Origin of the sequence: uncultured Caldilinea sp., assembly GCF_937128415.1 — a bacterium.
Taxonomy (GTDB): domain Bacteria; phylum Chloroflexota; class Anaerolineae; order Caldilineales; family Caldilineaceae; genus Caldilinea.
Genome location: NZ_CAKZMJ010000065.1, coordinates 105,209 through 122,500 on the forward strand (window position 1 = coordinate 105,209; position 17,292 = coordinate 122,500).

Annotated in this window: 10 protein-coding genes; 3 read left to right on the forward strand and 7 right to left on the reverse strand. The window is 64.1% G+C overall.

The window, feature by feature from the left end; translation table 11 throughout:
• Positions 1 to 179: 179 nt before the first annotated feature.
• Together pheS and tsaD are read right to left on the reverse strand one after the other, a co-directional pair.
• Positions 180 to 1,214, reverse strand: a complete 1,035-nt coding sequence (gene pheS, locus Q0367_RS10460; protein WP_297633633.1) for a phenylalanine--tRNA ligase subunit alpha — start codon at positions 1,212 to 1,214, stop codon at positions 180 to 182.
• Positions 1,215 to 1,310: 96 nt separating this feature from the next.
• A complete protein-coding gene (tsaD, locus tag Q0367_RS10465; protein WP_298982122.1) occupies positions 1,311 to 2,375 on the reverse strand; it encodes a tRNA (adenosine(37)-N6)-threonylcarbamoyltransferase complex transferase subunit TsaD in 1,065 nt (354 codons plus the stop codon).
• Between the two features lie 184 nt (positions 2,376 to 2,559).
• Here tsaD and Q0367_RS10470 point away from each other — a divergent pair, with 184 nt between their 5' ends.
• Positions 2,560 to 4,080, forward strand: coding sequence for a hypothetical protein (locus tag Q0367_RS10470; RefSeq protein ID WP_298982124.1), 1,521 nt, complete (start codon positions 2,560 to 2,562; stop codon positions 4,078 to 4,080).
• A 10-nt stretch (positions 4,081 to 4,090) separates the two neighbouring features.
• On the opposite strand, the gene Q0367_RS10475 is transcribed toward Q0367_RS10470, so the two are convergent.
• From Q0367_RS10475 to Q0367_RS10485, 3 genes are read right to left on the reverse strand one after another with little or no spacing between them, the layout of a single operon-like run.
• On the reverse strand, positions 4,091 to 6,250 hold the full coding sequence (locus Q0367_RS10475) for an immune inhibitor A domain-containing protein (RefSeq protein WP_298982127.1): 2,160 nt from the start codon (positions 6,248 to 6,250) through the stop codon (positions 4,091 to 4,093).
• A gap of 20 nt (positions 6,251 to 6,270) precedes the next feature.
• A complete protein-coding gene (locus Q0367_RS10480) occupies positions 6,271 to 10,026 on the reverse strand; it encodes a hypothetical protein (protein WP_298982129.1) in 3,756 nt (1,251 codons plus the stop codon).
• A 30-nt stretch (positions 10,027 to 10,056) separates the two neighbouring features.
• On the reverse strand, positions 10,057 to 11,916 hold the full coding sequence (locus tag Q0367_RS10485; RefSeq protein WP_298982132.1) for a CapA family protein: 1,860 nt from the start codon (positions 11,914 to 11,916) through the stop codon (positions 10,057 to 10,059).
• A gap of 174 nt (positions 11,917 to 12,090) precedes the next feature.
• On the opposite strand from Q0367_RS10485, the gene murJ reads away from it, so the two are divergent.
• Positions 12,091 to 13,728, forward strand: a complete 1,638-nt coding sequence (gene murJ / locus Q0367_RS10490; protein WP_298982134.1) for a murein biosynthesis integral membrane protein MurJ — start codon at positions 12,091 to 12,093, stop codon at positions 13,726 to 13,728.
• A 361-nt stretch (positions 13,729 to 14,089) separates the two neighbouring features.
• The gene (locus Q0367_RS10495; protein ID WP_297633618.1) at positions 14,090 to 14,779 is read left to right on the forward strand and encodes a zinc metallopeptidase; all 690 of its coding nucleotides are present in this window, start codon (positions 14,090 to 14,092) and stop codon (positions 14,777 to 14,779) included.
• 136 nt (positions 14,780 to 14,915) lie between these two features.
• Here Q0367_RS10495 and lysS read toward each other — a convergent pair whose 3' ends face one another.
• The gene (gene lysS, locus Q0367_RS10500) at positions 14,916 to 16,457 is read right to left on the reverse strand and encodes a lysine--tRNA ligase (RefSeq protein ID WP_297633616.1); all 1,542 of its coding nucleotides are present in this window, start codon (positions 16,455 to 16,457) and stop codon (positions 14,916 to 14,918) included.
• 77 nt (positions 16,458 to 16,534) lie between these two features.
• Positions 16,535 to 17,011, reverse strand: a complete 477-nt coding sequence (gene greA, locus Q0367_RS10505; protein WP_297633614.1) for a transcription elongation factor GreA — start codon at positions 17,009 to 17,011, stop codon at positions 16,535 to 16,537.
• Positions 17,012 to 17,292 lie beyond the last annotated feature (281 nt).

A 17,292-nucleotide genomic window follows, 5' to 3' on the forward strand; every position in this document is an offset into this window, starting at 1 on the left:
CACCACGGTTTCCCGTAGGTGCGGCTCCCAGCCGCACGTCCTCGACAGACCCCGAGACGATGGATGAACCGACGAAGCGCCGCTACGACCAGCGCCTACGGAATCGCCACGGTCTTTCGTAGGTGCGGCTCCCGGCCGCACGTCCTCGCCCCGAGATCGTACGCGCCGCCTGAAACCGATCACACCCGCGCCAGGAAGCGCACGTCGTTGCTGTAAAAGAGCCGAATATCGTCCACCCCGCGCTTGAGCATCGCCTGCCGCTCGATGCCCATGCCGAAGGCGAAGCCGCTGAAGATGGCCGGGTCGTAGCCGCCGTTTTTGAGCACGACCGGGTGCACCATGCCTGCGCCGAGGATCTCCAACCAACCGGTGTATTTACAGAGCCGACATCCGGCGCCGCCGCAGAGAATGCAGTCGACGTCCACCTCCACGCTCGGCTCTGTGAAGGGAAAGTAGGATCTGCGGAAACGGATTCGACGCCCTTCCCCGTACATCTGATTGGCGAAATTCAGGAGCGTGCCCTTGAGGTCGCTGAAGGTGATGTGGCGACCGACCGCCAGCCCTTCGATCTGATAGAACATCATCTCCGAGCGCGCGGTCACGTCTTCGTTGCGATAGCATTTGCCCGGCAGAATGACCCGAATCGGCTCCGGCGCATACTTGCGCATGGCGTGAAGCTGACCCGGACTGGTGTGCGTGCGCAGGATGACGTTGGGCGTCGTCGTGAAGAAGGTGTCCTGCATCTCGCGCGCCGGATGATCGGGCGGGAAGTTGAGCAGGCCGAAGTTGTAGTCGTCGGTTTCCACTTCAGGCGAGTCGAAGACCTGGAAACCCATCTGCTTGAGAATTTCAACCATCTCGCGCATGGCCTGATTGGTGGGGTGCAGCTTCCCCAGCAACGGCCTGCGCCCCGGCATCGTCACGTCGACCGCTTCGGCGGCGAGGGTGCGCTCCATCTCCTCGACGGCGACGACCTCCTGACGTTGCTTCAGCGCCTGCTCCAACGCCTCTTTGATCTCATTGGCGCGCTTGCCCACCAGCGGGCGCTCTTCTTTCGAGAGCTGCCCCAGGCCACGCAGGATGGCGGTCAATTTGCCTTTGCGCCCCAGATATTCGTGATACCACGCTTCGGTTTCCGCCAGGCTCTGCGTCGCCGCCAGCGTCGCCAGGGCCTCCTGATGCAGCGCTTCCAGTTGTCCGTTCAAATTGCTCATATCGATCCTCTGGCTCACCATTGCGATGAAAAAATCGTCTCGATTATATCATCGCCGCAGCAAAGGGCAACGAAGGCCCCTGGGCTAAATCGCTTTTCAATCGACCATCTCCGGCAGCGGCAGGGAAGCGTGCACGTCGATTCCCAGCCCATCCTCCGGCCGAGGATTGGCAAGCCAGTTGTAATAGGCGGCGGCGCCGATCATGGCGGCGTTGTCCGTACAATAGGCAAATGGCGGAATGTATAAAGGGACGCCCAACTCCGCCATGCGCGTAGCGGCGGTGGCGCGCAGGCAGCGGTTGGCGCTGACGCCGCCGCAGATGCAGACCTGTCGCGCGCCTGCAGCCAGCGCAGCCTCGGCGGTCTTCTCCACCAGCGCGTCGGCCACCGTCTGCTGAAACGAGGCGGCGAGATCGGCCAGCAGATGCGGATCGCGCAAATCCAGGCCTTGCTCCCTCAGCCGTTTGGTCAGGTTCAACATCGCCGTCTTCAAGCCGGAGAAGCTGAAATCAAACCTGTGCACAGGATCGTGACGCAACGCGCGCGGCAGCTCAAAGGCGGCGGGATCGCCCCCCTCCGCCGCGCGCTCGATGGCCGGCCCGCCGGGAAAGCCCAGGTCGAGCAGCCGAGCCATCTTGTCGAAGGCCTCGCCGGCTGCGTCGTCGAGCGTGCCGCCCAGGCGTCGATAGCGGCTGTGGCCGCGCATTTCAATGAGCTCGGTGTGGCCGCCGGAGACGATCAACACGACCACCGGAAAATTGTCTGCAGGTTGCCCTTGATCCGCACCGGGCGCTTCCAGCCAGTTCGAGTAGATGTGCCCCTCCAGGTGATTGACGGCGAGCAGCGGGCGATCGGCGGCGAAGGCCAATCCCTTGGCGGCGTTGACGCCCACCAGCAGACTGCCCGCCAGTCCTGGGCCGTGCGTCACGGCGATGGCGTCGAGCGCTCGCGCAGAGACGCCCGCCTCCGCCAGCGCCTGCTCAATGACGGGAGCGATGGCCAGCACGTGCTGACGGCTCGCCACCTCTGGAAAGACGCCGCCGAAGCGACGATGCAGCTCAATTTGCGTCGCCACCACGTTGGAGTGGACGCGGCGTCCATCCTCGACTACGGCGGCGGCGGTTTCATCACAGCTGGTTTCGATTGCAAGAATTTTTGTCATGTGTCCATGTGTTGCGCGGCCCGTGTTGGCGGACGCCTTCGCTTGCGTCTGCCAGGATGCAGAACAACATAGAAGCAACGCCATCCGCCCCAGGGTGACCCACCGATTTCATCCTCGTTTGTCTATTTTATGGTATATTTATCCCGATCTCCATATCCGCATGAATCCTGGAAAAGGAACCGCTATGCAGAATCCATCCTTGCCCGACCATTCAAGCATAAGAGCGACTGCGTTGGTGGACGTCGCCGCTGAGCTGGGGCGGCGCAGCGGCGTAGGCGGGCTGACGCGGCGTCGCACCGCCTACACTGCGCTCCATTGTCTTGCTGCATTTGCGCGCAAGCAGTTCGACTTTTTACTCAAAGGCCTGGGGCCGGGCGGCGCGTTCGAGGTTGACCCACGTTACCCGCTCGCATTTTTGCTGGAGGCCACCGCCCGCCAGACCGCCTTTGACATCGATGTGTTGCTGCGCTCGATCAGCCATCGCGAAGGTGCGTCGTCAACAGTGCTGATGCGCCAGACGCTGGAGCTGGCCGATCGGCTGGCGAGGGACGCCATTGCGCCGGCGGTGCGCCACAGGCTGGTGGAGCCGACCGTCATGCTGACCTATTTCCAAAAATCGCCCACCATCCGTCTGATGCCCTATGCGCCGATCGCTGTGCTCGGCATTGATTTCAGCGCCGTCGGCGATCGCAACCGGCTGGCGGCGATTGCACACGAAACCGGCCATCATGTCTATCGCCAGATCACGGTGAATTATCTTGCCAATCTCGACGAGCAGATCGAAGCGCTGGCCGCGCCGGCCCCCCAGGCCGAGGCCGAACGTTGGCCCGCATGGCTGCTGGCATGGGAGGAAGAGATCTTCGCCGACATCTACGCCGCCTTGATCGCAGGGCCGATCGCGGCGCTGGGGCTGCACAAAGTCATCCTGACCGGTCGCCGCGACAGCCTGGTGGAAGACGACGGCGACCATCCTCTCGACGCACTGCGTCCGCAGATCCTGCACACCACCTTGCGCGTGATGGCGGAAAAGGGGCCCGCCGAACAACGCAAGGCGCTGCTCACCGCCACAGAGGCGCTGGAAGCCGCCTGGGCGCAGACGTTGAAGGATCATGGCAGTCCCACGGAATTTCTCCCTGTAGGCGGCGATGCGCCTGTTTCGTTGGACGAGGCGGGCGCGCTTCTGCGCAGTCTGGCGGAGGAGATGTTAAACGGCGCCCTTGCGCCGCTGGCGGCTGACGCCGGCCGCACCCTGTGGAGCTCGGGTGCGGCGGAGTCCTCGACTGCGCTTGCAGCCTGTGAGGAGCAATTTGCAGAAACCTGCCGGTCGCTGTCCGGCTCCACCTTGCCGGAACTGGCCCTGCGCGAGCAGAATCGCGTTGTGGCGGTGGCGCGCTTTCCGGTCAAGGGGGAAGGCGGCCAGCGCGTGGTTGGAGAGATCGGCGATCCCCGCCTGGACGAACTGCGCGAGGCGGGCCTGGCGGGCGCGGCGTTGACGGCCGACCAGTGGAAGGCCGTTTTCCTCGCCGGCGACTGGACGACGCAGGAAGGCGGCAGCGGCATCAAGCCGCCGGTGATGCGCCGCAGCGCCACCCGACGCCCACCGTACACATCGTATCGATATACAACATCTTCAGGCGCTGCTTCTTCAAGCGGTGCGACGAGGGTCGGCGGCTCCGGGCAGTCTCGTTCAAGAGCTGCAAGGTGAGCGCTGTGCTTCACTCTGATTTTGCTTCAAACCAATATCTGTACTTCGCCTTCTCTGCGGTCACGCGCGTCAGGCCGCTGATGGCGAGAACGACGTGGCGACGGTTGTTCAGCCCGGCCAGCGTCACTATCGCTCGCCCATCATCGTCCACCGGTGCGCGCGTGACCTGCTCCAGTCGGCCCTCGTTGAACTCCAACGCCTGCACCAACCAACGCTGCGGCAGCCGATTGTCGGTGAGAATCCAGCCCTCACTCTCCCAACCGGCGACCTCGCCTTCAAAGCTGTCCTCGAAGCCGATCGCCGGGATGGCGAGGTCATCGATAAACCAGCCTTCTATGTTGACGGCGTCATCGGTGACATAGCTGAAGCGAAGCCAGAGAGGGCCGCCGGCGAAGGCGCTCAGATCGTAGGTCTCCTGCACCCAGCCGGGCGCATCCTCGCCGCTCACGCCGGTGTAGCCGGGCCCCAGCGCATTGCCGGTCGGGTTGTCGTCACGCGTGCGCTGGCCGGGCAGGATGATCCAGTCAATTCCGTCCCGGCTCACCTTGACGTAGCCGTAGTCGTAGGCTTCCTCGATGCTCCACCACGCAGCAAGGGTCAGCGTCACCGGCGTTCTCGGCTCCAGCGCGCTGAGGTCGAAGCGTCGCGTCAGCCGAGGATTGGCGTCGTCTCCCCGGTTGCTCCACCACATGCGCGCACCGTCGAACGGCTGCGTCGGCGCCAGTTGCGTCTGCGTGGCGCCCTCGAAGTGAAAGACGAAGTCGCCCTCTCCCTCGAGCAACAGATAGTCAACGCCGTAGTTGGCCACATCCGCCTCCACAACGCCGAGATCCTCTATTGCGTCGGTCGTCAGTCGATGCGTGGCCGCAGCCTGCGGCCTGGGCAGCGAAAGGCGACGGTAGCCGAAGCGTGCGTCATCGGACGCTTCGGAGGCGTCCGCCCAGTTGGCCGCCACCCAGTCTGCAAAGAGATCGTCGAAGCTCTCGCCGGCGCCGAAGGTCGCCAACGCAGCGTCGACGCCGTTGGCGCCGTTGCGCGGCTCCGCCGCCAGCACGCCGAGGAACTCGTCGCCAAACCGTTGCGCCAGATAGGCGACAAAGAGGTAGGCGGCGCCATAGTGCGGCGCACTGACGCCTGGATTGGGATTCCAGCCGGTGAGCGGGATGTCAGGGTTGTTGAGAAAAATATGGGCGAAGCGGATGTCCGGCGAATAGCCGGCCACTTCCTGCGCGTATTCACTGAACCCCTCGTTGATCCAGAGATCCTCCCCGCGATCCTGGTTCCAGTGAATCATATGCTGAAACTCATGCGCCAACACCGTCTCATAGGTGCGATACTCGCGCAAGCGATTGAGCCAGTTCAGATTGATGAAAAAGATTTCCTTCTCGTTGGAGAAGGGATTGACCACGCGCGGGTATTTGTCGGCGCTGTAAAAATAGCCGGCCACATTTGCGCCCATGCGGGTCGTGTGCAAAATGTGCAGCCGCGGATCGCCGTCTACGCCGGGGTTCCACTCGCTGCCAAAAAGGTTGACCAATGCCGGATAAATGTCATTGCTGAAGCGGTCAATCGATTGGCGGATGCGGCGGGCGTCGTGAGGTTGCTCCAACTCCACCCAAACGTTCGCCACATCGGTCTGATAGATCAACTCGGCGACGATTTCGATGTTCTGTTTGGCGTCGGAATTGTGCACCCAAAACTGCTCTCGATCGCCGACCTGATAGCGTTTCGGCTCGGCGAAGATCGGCGCATCGTCGAGGTCAGGGTTCAGCTCAACAGCCAGGCGCAGCGGGTCGCGGCGCGGCGCCTCCACCACGCGAAGCTGCGTCTCGGTGTCCATCTGCGCCAGCACGGCGGCGGGGATGGGCGTCGGCTCGCTGCGCAGGAGCATGGAACGGGGAAGCGAGGTGGCGACGGGGGCGACCTCCGCCGGCGTAGGAGGAGCGACCGGGGCAGCGCACGCCGACAATCCCACAAGCAGAAGCAACAACAACAGCGACCGCACGCGTGACTGCCAGATGCGCATCTGCTCCACGGAGGGAGGATAGGCGGGCGCTGTGGGCGCCTTCTGTTGAAAAAGATTGCAGAACCATCGCCAAAGGCGAAGGCGCCGCTCTGTTCGGCGCTGCTCATCGTTCGGGCGTCGTTCTGCAAAATCCTGTCGCTGCATCTTTGCGCTTTTCCTCCCCTCTATCGCAACTGTTCGACCGCCATCCGCCACAGCGTCACCGTGCACGCCCGCGCGTCGCTCGCAGCGATGAAAAGCTGCTCTCCCGCCTGAAATGCAGCGATCCCGGTCGGCCAGAGCAGCTGATCGACGTAGCCAAATTGTTGCAGCGGCTGTCCGGTCGCCGCAAACGCCGTAAAGGTGCGCCGCGCCGGATCGGTGATGAGGAAGCCGCCGTTGGGAAGGCGCGCCATCTTGGGGCCGTCGATGGTGGCGGTCGGCTGAAGGGCGGTCAGGCCGGCGTCCAGTTCCAGATTCCAGAGGCGACCGTCCTCGGCGGTGATCGCCCACAGCCCGCGCGGCGTGAACAGCGCATCGACCGGTTGGCCGCGCGCCAGCGGGCTGTCGACGCCGCCGTATTGCGCCAGCAGGGAGCCGTCCTGGCTCAACATCACGACGCGGCCGCCGCCGGTGTCGGCGACGGCGATGGCGCCGTCAGCGCCTACGTCCAAGCCGCGCGGCCGATAGAACGAAGTCTGCACAGGCAACGACGTCAACGCGCCGTCGGCGTTCAGCCGAACCAGGGGGCTTCCGACAGCGTCGAGCACGAGCAACGAGCCGTCCGGCGCAAAGGCGACATCCACCGGCTCTTCAAAGGCTGCGTCCACAATCGGCGCGCGAAAGCCGCCGTCCAGGTCAAGAACCTGCACGCGCCGGTTGCCGGCGTCGGCTACGTAGAGCTGCGCGCCGGTGGAAGCAAAGGCGAGGCCGTTGGGTGCGTTGAACTGATTTTCGCCGGAGCCGCAGCCTGCGCCTGCGGACCAGAGCGTCTCCAGCGGCAGCGACTCGAACGCCTGCGGCGGAATGCGCACGCCCGGCTGCGCTGCGCTGACCAGCCGCAGCAGCGCAAAAGCGTCGTCGCCCAGCCGGGGGTCGAGGAGCGGCGGCGCAGGCGGCGGCGCTTGATCGGCCAACGTGCGTTCGCCTATGACCGGCGCAAGATAAGCGCCGGCCAGCTCTCCAGGGGCGGCGCCGGGCGGCTGCCAGAGCAGGCGAAAGTCGGGCAACGCGCCAACAGGGCGATAGCGAATCGCAAGGTCATGCCAGCCCCGTTCCAGGTAGATCAGCCCTTCGTGGTAGGCGGTTTCGGGGTTCGCACCATCGGCTTGCTGACCATCCACCACGAGCCTGCCGTCGATCCAGATCTGATGCGGGCCGTTGGCCAGCGCAGCGATCAAATGCTCCCCGGCGCGCGCGACGCCCAATTGGCCCTGCCAGTGGACGTTATAAGGCGGCTCCAACCCAAAATCAAAGCCGAGGATGCGATCCAACCGTTGGGTCAAGACCATGCCGCCGGGCGCCTCTCCCGCCCAATACTCGCCGAACAAACCGGCTTCCGGCAGCGGAGGCGCATGCAGAACGCTCGTAGGCAAGAGGCTGCGCGCTGCTGCGCCTGGCGGACGCCAATAGAGCGCCAGGTCGCCGGACCGATCGCCGCTGCGATAGTCGACCTCCAGCGTATGCACGCCTTGCGCCAACGGGATGCTTCTCTCGCCGATCCCCAGTTGCGTGTCCAGCACAAGTTGGCCGTCGATGCGCAGCGAAGCGGCCGCGCCGCCGCCGACCTCGACGCCAAATTCCACTGCGCCCGCCTGGGCCAGCGATAGAGAAGCCGAAAGACGGGCGGCGAAGGGGGGCGGCGCCGGTGGTCGGGCCTGCCAGTCAAAAGCAGTCGTTGCAACCAGCGCCTCGAACTCGGCGGTTTCCGCCTCCGTCGGCGCGCCTCGATAGAGACGCAACCGGAGCGCCTGATGTTCAAGGATCGTTTGCCGGGAGACGGTCGCCTGCGTGAACGCAGTGCGCCGCGCGACCGGCGACCACGCCTCTTCCGGCGCGCTGTTGACGACCTCGACGCCAGGATAGGTGAGCAGCACCTGCTCGAGCACCTGATTTTGCCCCACCGGCGTCAGATAGACCACGTCGCCCGGCGGCTGGGCGGCGTAGGGCAACGTCGTTCCGAAATCGAGCATCTGAACGCGGCCTGCGTTCATCGCCTCGCCCACCAGCAGGCGCAGGCTGGGATGTCGAAAGACGCCGGCGGGGACGACAAAAGTTGTCTGGGCGTCGCCTCCTGCGATGCGGCCTGCGATGAAACGGGCGATCTCGTTCGGAAGCGAGGCGACGTCTCCGCGTTGCGCAGCGTTCAAGTCGGCGGCCATGCGCGTTGCAGCGACGCCCAGAAGCACCGTCAGCGCCAGCGTGGTCGCCGCCGCCAATCGCACAGGGCGAACGACGCCCCCCCAGGCCATCGCCAGTGCGTCCATCATGCGCTCCAGCGCAACAACCCCAACCGCCAGCCAGAAGGGCAGCGAGGGCAACAGGAGCGAGCGCAGGGGCGTCGCGCTGAAATCCATCCACAACGCCGCAGCGCTGAAAACGATGGCGCCTGCAGCGACCGAGAGCGCGGCGGGACGCCGCACATTGCGCGCCAACGCGCCGGCGCCGACGATCACAAGCGCCATCATCACGGACGGCAACAATCCACCGTCGCCGATTGCGCTCTCCGGCGCAGCATCGGGACGCAGCAGCGCACCGAGGAAAACGACCGCCTGGCCTCCGAGGTCGGCGGTCGTCGAAGTCGTCGGTGAAACGCCGGCCCCGTGCAACAGCGCCGGCGCGGCCACGCCGATCATGCCGGCGACTGCGCCGACCAGGGCAGCGAGAGGAAGCGATCTGCGATTTTCAGAGCCGTCGGGCAGGAACGCCAGCCCCAGCGCAGTGAGCGACCAGAGAAGCACGGCGAGGCGCAACGCCTCGGCTTCGACGAAAAGCAGCCCCAGCGCCAGCCCGGCGAGCGTCCACCAGCGCACATCGGCGTGCGCCAACGCCTGCAACGTCAGCCACAACGCCAGCGTCGCAACACCCATCGGCGCCAGCCAGGCGTCGGCGACGCGTCCGGCGTACAGATGCCAGGGGTTGAGCGCCAGCAACAGCAGCGCAGGGACTGCTGCGAGCGGCGGGGCCAGCCGTCTCGTCACGCCTGCAAACGCCAGCAGGCCGAGAACGCCGAACAGCGTCGCCGCCAGCCGCAGGCTGAGCAAGCCATCGCCGGTGAAGCGGAGCAGAAGCTGCGCCAGTCGCTCGTAGAGGTTGAATGCGCCCGGCATCGACGTTGTGAGCGTTTGTCCTTCCACCAGGCGCAACGCGTCGATGCATTCCACGTCGATGCAGCCCGACGGCAACCCTCCCAGGTTCCAAACGCGCAGTGCAACGCCGAGAAGCAGGACGAGCAGGAGCCCCGGCCAGGCGCTGTGTTGCAGGTCGAATGAGGGCGGCAATTTGCGGCCATCCGGCGCCACGCGCACGAAGCGGCCGCGTGCATCCTGCTCCCAGCGGTAGGCGGGCGGCGCATAGGCGAACTGAGCGCCCGGCCCCCAGACGCCGATGATGGTGAGCCCGAGGCCAAGCATCCAGACCAACGTCGCCTTCAACTGCAAAGGGCCGTCGGGCGCAACGCCGACGCCAAGACCGCCCACCACAAGACAGACCAGACCGGTGAGCCAAAGCACCTGACCAGGCCCAGAGAGATTCACCACGCGTCGCGAAATGGGCGTAGGTCGCCAGCCGGCGCCTTGCCAGGCGAAGAGCGCGGCGGCGAGGAGCGCCAACAGGCCGGCGTCGCGCAGCAGGTAGGGCGCAAACGCATCGGGGTCGGCGACGACATCGACGGCGCTCCACGCCACCAATACGGCCAGCAACTGCAAGGAAAAGCGACGCATGGTCAACGTCTCGAATCGCGCTCCGGTCGTCTATCTGGGCGGCGCCGCGCGGAAGATGCGATTCAGAATCTCTGCGCGCTCTTCAGGCGTCGCCCAGCGCGGCTGCGCAAAGTCTTCGAGCACCATCGTCAGCAGCTCGGTGTTGAGCAAACGGCCGTTGTAGATCGTGTGTCGCGCAGCCAGCTCGGTGCGCGTTTCCCAGCTCCACATTTGATCGAAAAAGAAGTTGCCCAAGCCGTAACTGATGATGCCAGGGCCGCCGGGATCGCCGACGCCGTAAGGCTCCTGCGCCTGCGGCACATGGCTCTGCACGCCGGTGACGATGTCGGCACCCGCCGCGCGCAGCTCTCGAAAGTCGGCGATTTGGGAAGCGATCGGATACGGCTCATAGGTCTCGGTGTGTTGGAGTTCCACAGAGACGATGTCCACCGCCTCCGACAGTTGGCGCACCAGCGCCAGCAGCAGCTCTCGATTGTCGTAATAGTAGCAAGCGCCGGGCAGATCGGTCGTCGCCCAGGCGTTCTCCGGCCAAAACGCCAGCGCGGCGATGAAGGCGAAGGTGTTGCCGTGATGCTCCCAGAGCAGCGGCGCGCACGCCTCGTTGACGTTGAAGCCGCTGCCGTAGTACGGGATGCCGTTCTCTCGATACCAGGTCAACGAGCGTCTTGCTCCTTCGCGGCCAAAATCGTTGACGTGGTTGCCGCTCAGCCCCACGATGTCCGTCCCCAACGCCTCCAGTGCGGCCCAGTAGTTGGGATGGCTGCACAAGATCAGGTTGTTTTCGGTGGGGTCGGCCACGCAGTCGTCGAGGAAAGGCACCTCGTTGCTGATGTGCGTGATGTCGGCGGCGGCGAAGACGTCGGAGATCACGCGCGAGGGGTAGTCGTAGCCTTTCTGGTCCATGCGCAGCGCTGTGACGCGCGACATCGCCGTCACGCCAGTCATGATGAGCTGCGTGAGACGAGAAGCGTCGCGGTTGGTGTAGGGCAGAATGACGTCGCGCAGCAGCGGCTGCACGACGCTCGCCCCTCGGCCTGAAACATCCAACGCCACGGCGAGCGGGTAGGCGCGAATGTCGAAGCGGTTGCTCAACACGTTGACGCCGTCGACCGTCAACGCCTTGAAGCGTGGGTCGAGCTGGTCAAAGGGCAGGATCGCCAGCGCGCCGGGGTCGCTCTCGATGGCGCTCAGCAATTGACCCTGGGGCGTGAGCACGCCGGCGAAGTCGCCGAGGACGGGGCGCAGGAGGGCGACGGTCTCGACGCTGGCGTAGGCTGGAGGCGATCCTTCCGCGCCTTGCCATGCGGCTCTCACTTCGTCCAGGCTGACGTCATCGCGGACGGTGGCGAAGGGCATGGCGACCGCAAACACGCGCTCGGCCAGCGGCGCCGAGGCAGAGGCGACGGGACGGAGATCGATGCGCACCTGCGCCGTCTCCGGCCGGTCGAGCACATACAGCGGCTGAAGGCCGGCCCCGGTCTCCACCTGATGGATCCGGTTCAGGCGCGCCAACAAAGCCGGCCCCCATTGAACAGGAACCGAATCGGCGAGCGCCACGGTGATCGGACCATCCAGCGGCTCTGGTGTGGGCGTCGGCGTGGGCCAGGTCGGCGTCGGCGCGGGCGTGGGAGGCTGGGTGATCACGGGCGGCAGCAGCAACGTCAACGGCGTCGGCGTAGGGGTGGGCGTGGGCGTCGGCAAGGCGAGGGCGCCCATCAATGGGCCTGATCCATCGGCGGGGGGTGCGCCATCCCCCACCATCTCATCGAGCGCAGAGACGACGGAGAACGCCGACTGCAGCGGCTGGCAGCCAGAGAGCAAGGCAACGCTGAGAGCGAGGAGCGCCCCCATGCGCAAAAGATGAAACAGGCGAAGATGCATCTGAACCATCGCAGGTCTCTTTTTCTACAACTCGTTCCTCCACACACAACTCTTGCGAGTATAACGCAGCTTAGAGTTTGCGCCCAAGCCAGGCATTGGCTGCACCGGTTCGATGCCCAGGTTCAATTTTCTTCCAGAGCCTGAGTCGCCGTCGCATCGCCGTTGCATGTATAATGGCCGATCGTGGACAAAATCGACGCTTCGCTTCAAGAATCGCGCGCCCCAGACCGACCGGCGACGGGGCTGGATGGCCGGCGCATGGCCGGCGCCGCTTTGCTGGTCATGCTCTTTTTTGTGCTCAGCCGCCTCTCCGGCCTGGTCCGCGAGATGGTGATCGGTGCGCGCTTCGGCACTTCGGCGGAGTACGACGCCTATCTGGCCGCCTTTCGCATTCCCGATCTGCTCTTTCAACTGGCGGCGGGCGGCGCGCTGGGGAGCGCCTTCATCCCCGTCTTCGCCACCCACTGGGTGAAGGAGGACAGGCGGGCGGCGTGGCTGCTCTTCAGCCGCGTGCTGAACCTGATCATGCTGACGCTGATCGCGTTGAGCGTCCTTGCCGCGCTCCTGGCGGAGCCGATCGTGCGCATCGTGTTGGCGCCTGGATTCACGCCGGAGCAGCAGGCGCTCACCGCTGCGCTGATGCGCATCATGCTGGCGGGCACGGTGATCTTCGGCGCCAGCGGACTGGTGATGGCTGCGCTCAACGCTGCGCAACATTTCCTGACGCCGGCGGCTGCGCCGGTGCTCTACAACCTGGCCATCATCCTCGCCGCCGCAGCGCTGGCGCCGGCGTATGGCGTCTATGGGCTGGCGGCTGGCGTTGTGCTCGGCGCGCTGGCGCATTTGCTGGTGCAACTGCCGATGTTGTTGCGCAAAGGGTGGCGCCCGCAGCCGACGCTTTCCTTGAGAGATTCGGGCGTGCGCAAGGTGGCGCTCTTGATGGGGCCGCGCGTGCTGGGGCTATTCTTCGTCCAGCTCCACTTTCTGGTCAACACGATCCTCGCCAGCGGCCTGGGCGCCGGCGCTTTGAGCGCGCTCAACTACGCCTGGCTGCTGATGCTGCTGCCGCAGGGGGTGATCGCGCAAGGCGTCGCCACCGTCGTCTTTCCGACTTTTTCGGCGCAGAGCGCGGCGGGCCAGATCGACGCTTTTCGTCGCACCTTCGAGCGGGCGCTGCGCGTCGTGATTTTTCTGGTGACGCCGGCGGCGGCGTTCCTGTTCGTCTTGCGCCAGCCGATCATCGCCCTCCTACTGGAACGCGGCGCGTTCGACGTCCACAGCACGCGGCTGGTGGCCTACGGCTTGCAGTTTTACCTGATCGGCCTTCTCTTCCATTCGATGTTGGAGATTGTCGTGCGCGGCTTCTACGCCATGCAGGACACCTGGACGCCGGTCTCAATCGGCGTGCTGGCGATGATCGGCAACATTGCGCTGAGCCTGGCGCTGGTCGGCTGGCTCTCCTTCGGCGGCCTGGCGCTTGCCAACAGCCTGGCCACGCTGGTCGAGACCTGCGCGCTGCTCTGGCTGTTCGGTCGGCGGCTGCCTGCCGGCCTCGACCGACGCTCGCTCTTCTCCGCCGCATTGAAGACCCTGACGGCCACCGCGTTGATGGCCGCAGTCGTGTGGGCCTGGGAGCATTGGCTCGATACTTACGGAGGCCTGGGTTCAGGCATTGCATTCGATGGCAAATGGTTGCTGGTCTCCTCCGCTGCGTTGCTGGCGACGGCGAGCTACCTGCTTGCGCATCGGCTGTTGCGCAGCGAAGAGTGGGCGCTCACGACGTCCTTGCTGCGACGACGCCCTTCTGAGCCGAAATCGTAACGGGCAATCCTGCATAAAGAGGACTCTGGTGTATAATCATTAGCAGCAGTTTGCACCATCATCGTAGCTGCGACTCGTAGCCGCAGATTTATGCTAGAGGTGATAGCTTGCACGCACACTTTCATGGCGCCAGGTGCGGCTCTTATTTGCCATATTCCAGGCAACCGTGTAATGCGTCCGTATGAAATTCCAACACATTTCAAATGAAAATTTAACGTCGATGCGTTATAGTTCGATTAATCGATGAGTAAGGTGCTTGCGGTGCGCAACGAACGCCGCAGAGAGTGTAGACGATGCGTGATGCGGAGAACACACTCAAACACGCAACACGCGACAAAGTGGTAGAAAGAGGTGATGCAGCATGTGGTTCTTTGATCCGCTCTATCTGTTGTTTGCGATCCCGCCGCTCTTGTTGGGATTGTGGGCGCAGTTCAAGGTGCAGAGCGCGTTTCGCCGTTACTCCAAAATGCGCACGGCGAGCGGAATTACGGGCGCTCAGATGGCGCGCATGATTTTAGATCGCAACGGGCTGCATTCGGTGGCGGTGGAACGCGTGGGCGGCATGCTCACCGATCACTACGACCCGAGCGGCAAAGTCCTGCGGCTGAGCGAGTCTGTGTATGGCACGCCCAGCGTGGCGGCGGTCGGCGTGGCGGCGCATGAGGCGGGTCACGCCCTGCAGGACAAGATGCACTACGGGCCGCTGCGCCTGCGCTCGGCGATCGTGCCGGCGGTGAGCATCGGCAGCTGGCTGGGGCCGATCATTTTCCTGGTTGGCTTCTTTATGTCCGGCGTCACGGGCAACACCATCGCCATCATCGGTCTGTTGCTCTTCGCCATGACGGCCGTCTTCGCCCTGGTGACGCTGCCGGTGGAGTTCGACGCCAGCCGCCGCGCCAAACAGCAGCTTGTCGCCATGGGGCTGAGTCCTCAGGAGATGAGAGGCGTCAGCGAGGTGTTGGACGCCGCAGCGCTGACCTATGTGGCTGCCGCCGTGCAGGCGATCATGACGATGCTCTATTACGTCTCCCTGCTGACGCGTCGCGATTGAGACGCATACGGGAAGCCGTCGTTGGTGCGCATGGCGTAGGCGCTGCTTGTAGCGGCGCCTACGCAGTCCGGCCATCGTCTCGGGGGCTGTCGAGGATGTGCGGCTGGGAGCCGCACCGACGCAGTCGCCGGTGTTTTCACTCCTGCGCCATTTCCACGCTCTCCGCTTCCTCTTCTTCTTTGATCGAACGCAGATGGGGGAAGAGGATCACTTCTCGGATCGTATCGGTGTCTGTGAAGATCATGGTCAGGCGATCGATCCCCATGCCGAAGCCGCCGGTCGGCGGCATGCCATAACAAAGCGCCTCGATGAAATCTTCATCGATCGGGTGCGCCTCTTCGTCGCCGTGGCGCGCCCGATAATTTTCGTCGAGAAAGCGTTGAAGCTGGTCGATCGGATCGTTGATCTCGCTGAAGGCGTTGCAAATCTCCATGCCGGCCATAAAGCCCTCAAACCGTTCGACCTGGCGCGGGTCGGTGGGAGAGCCTTTGGCCAGCGGACTGACGTCGCGCGGATAGTCGATGAGGAAGGTGGGCTGGATCAGGTTTGGCTCAACGTATTTGGCCATCAGGCTGTCGACCAACTTGCCCCAGGAGCTGCGCGGGTCCGGTTCGTGGCCGCGGCGGCGCATCTCCGCCGCCAGCGACGCTGCGTCCGGATAGCTTTCATAATCGATGCCGGTGGCCTCGAAGATGGCCTGGCGCAGAGGAATGCGGCGCCACGGCGGCGTCACGTCGATCGTGTGCCCTTGCCAGGTGATGGTGTGCCCGCCGGTGACTTTGCGCGCCACGTAGGCGACCATCTCTTCGGCGCGGCGCATGACGTCGTTATAGTCGGCGTAGGCTTCGTAAAATTCGAGCTGGGTGAATTCGGGGTTGTGCTTAAAGCTCACGCCTTCGTTGCGAAAGTCGCGGCCGATCTCGTAGACGCGGTCATAGCCGCCGACGATGAGGCGCTTGAGATAGAGCTCGAAGCTGATGCGCAGGTAGAGGTCCTGGTGGAGCTGATTGTGATGCGTAATAAAAGGACGCGCGGCTGCGCCGCCGTAGATCGGCTGGAGGATCGGCGTCTCGACCTCCAGAAAGCCTTCGTTGTCCAGATATTCGCGTAAAGCGCGCACGATGGCGGCGCGCTTGCGAAAAATCTCGCGCACCGGTGGGTTGGCGAGCAGATCGACGTAGCGCCGCCGGTACCGTTTTTCGCGGTCGCGCACGCCGTGCCATTTATCGGGCATCGGCTTGAGCGTCTTGCTCAAAAATTGCAGCTCGCGCACCTCTACGCTGAGTTCACCGGTTTTGGTGACCACGAGCGGACCGGTGGCCCCGACGAAATCGCCCAGGTCGATCAGTCGCTTCCAAACGTTGTCATAAAAATCGCCTGGAAGCGAGTCCTTGCGCAACACCAACTGAATGACGCCGGTGCCATCCTCCAGGTCGGCGAAGCTCATCTTGCCCATGATGCGGATGCGGCGCAGCCTGCCGGCCACGCTCACCTCCTGCCCTTCGCTCTTCCCTTGTTCGTAGAGGGAGCGAGCAGCGGCGATCGTGTGCGTGCGTTTGGCGCGGGCCGGGTACGGGTCAATGCCCGCCTCGATCAACCCCTGCAAGTTTTTCAGGCGCGATTGCTCTTGATCGCTGAGACGTTCAGGATCGAACAGCGGATGGGCGGGAAGATTCAAGCATCACCTCTCAGTTCCTTGTGTTAGGACGCAATTGAATTGCGCGCCGTCGTCGCCGAATCGTTTGGGCGCCGCACTCACTTCACCTGAACAATCTCGAAGACAATCTGGCCGCCCGGCGAATCCACCACGGCCTTGTCGCCCACGCGCTTGTTCAGCAGCGCGCGACCCATCGGGCTTTCGTTGCTGATTTTGCCGTTGCTCGGATCAGCCTCCGGCGGCCCGACGATCATGTACTCCTCCTCCAGATCGGAGCCTTCTTCGCGCACCACGACCGTGCGGCCGATCACCACTACATCCGGCGCAGCGTTGTCTTCGCTGATAATTTTAGCGTTCTTCAGGATGGCTTCCAGCTCGCGGATGCGCCCTTCCAGAAAGCCCTGGGCGGTCTTGGCCTCATCGTAGCCCGCATTTTCGCTGATGTCGCCTTCCGCTTTGGCCTCGGCGATCATCTGGGCCACCTCGCGGCGACGCACCGTCGTCAGATACTCTAGCTCTTCCTTCACCTTCTGCAAGCCTTCCGGCGTTAAGAAAATGGGTTGATTGTTGCTCATCGCAAACCTCTCCAGCCTCTATAATGTTCACCTGCAACTGCGTATCCAAATTCAATCGCCGCTCTTGCATGAGCGCCCTCGCCGCTTCTTTGTTCCAACCACCGGTCACCCTCGAGATGAGGGCGGACGGCGTCTGGCAAACTCAGGATTGCGGCTGAAACTTCGCTGTGACACGAGCCAACAGAAGGCATGCGCTGGCTTCACACGTAGTCTTCACAAGGAGTGAAGCCGCACGTTGTCATGATAACGTTGTCATGATAACGTCGCCAGAGCGATGTTCT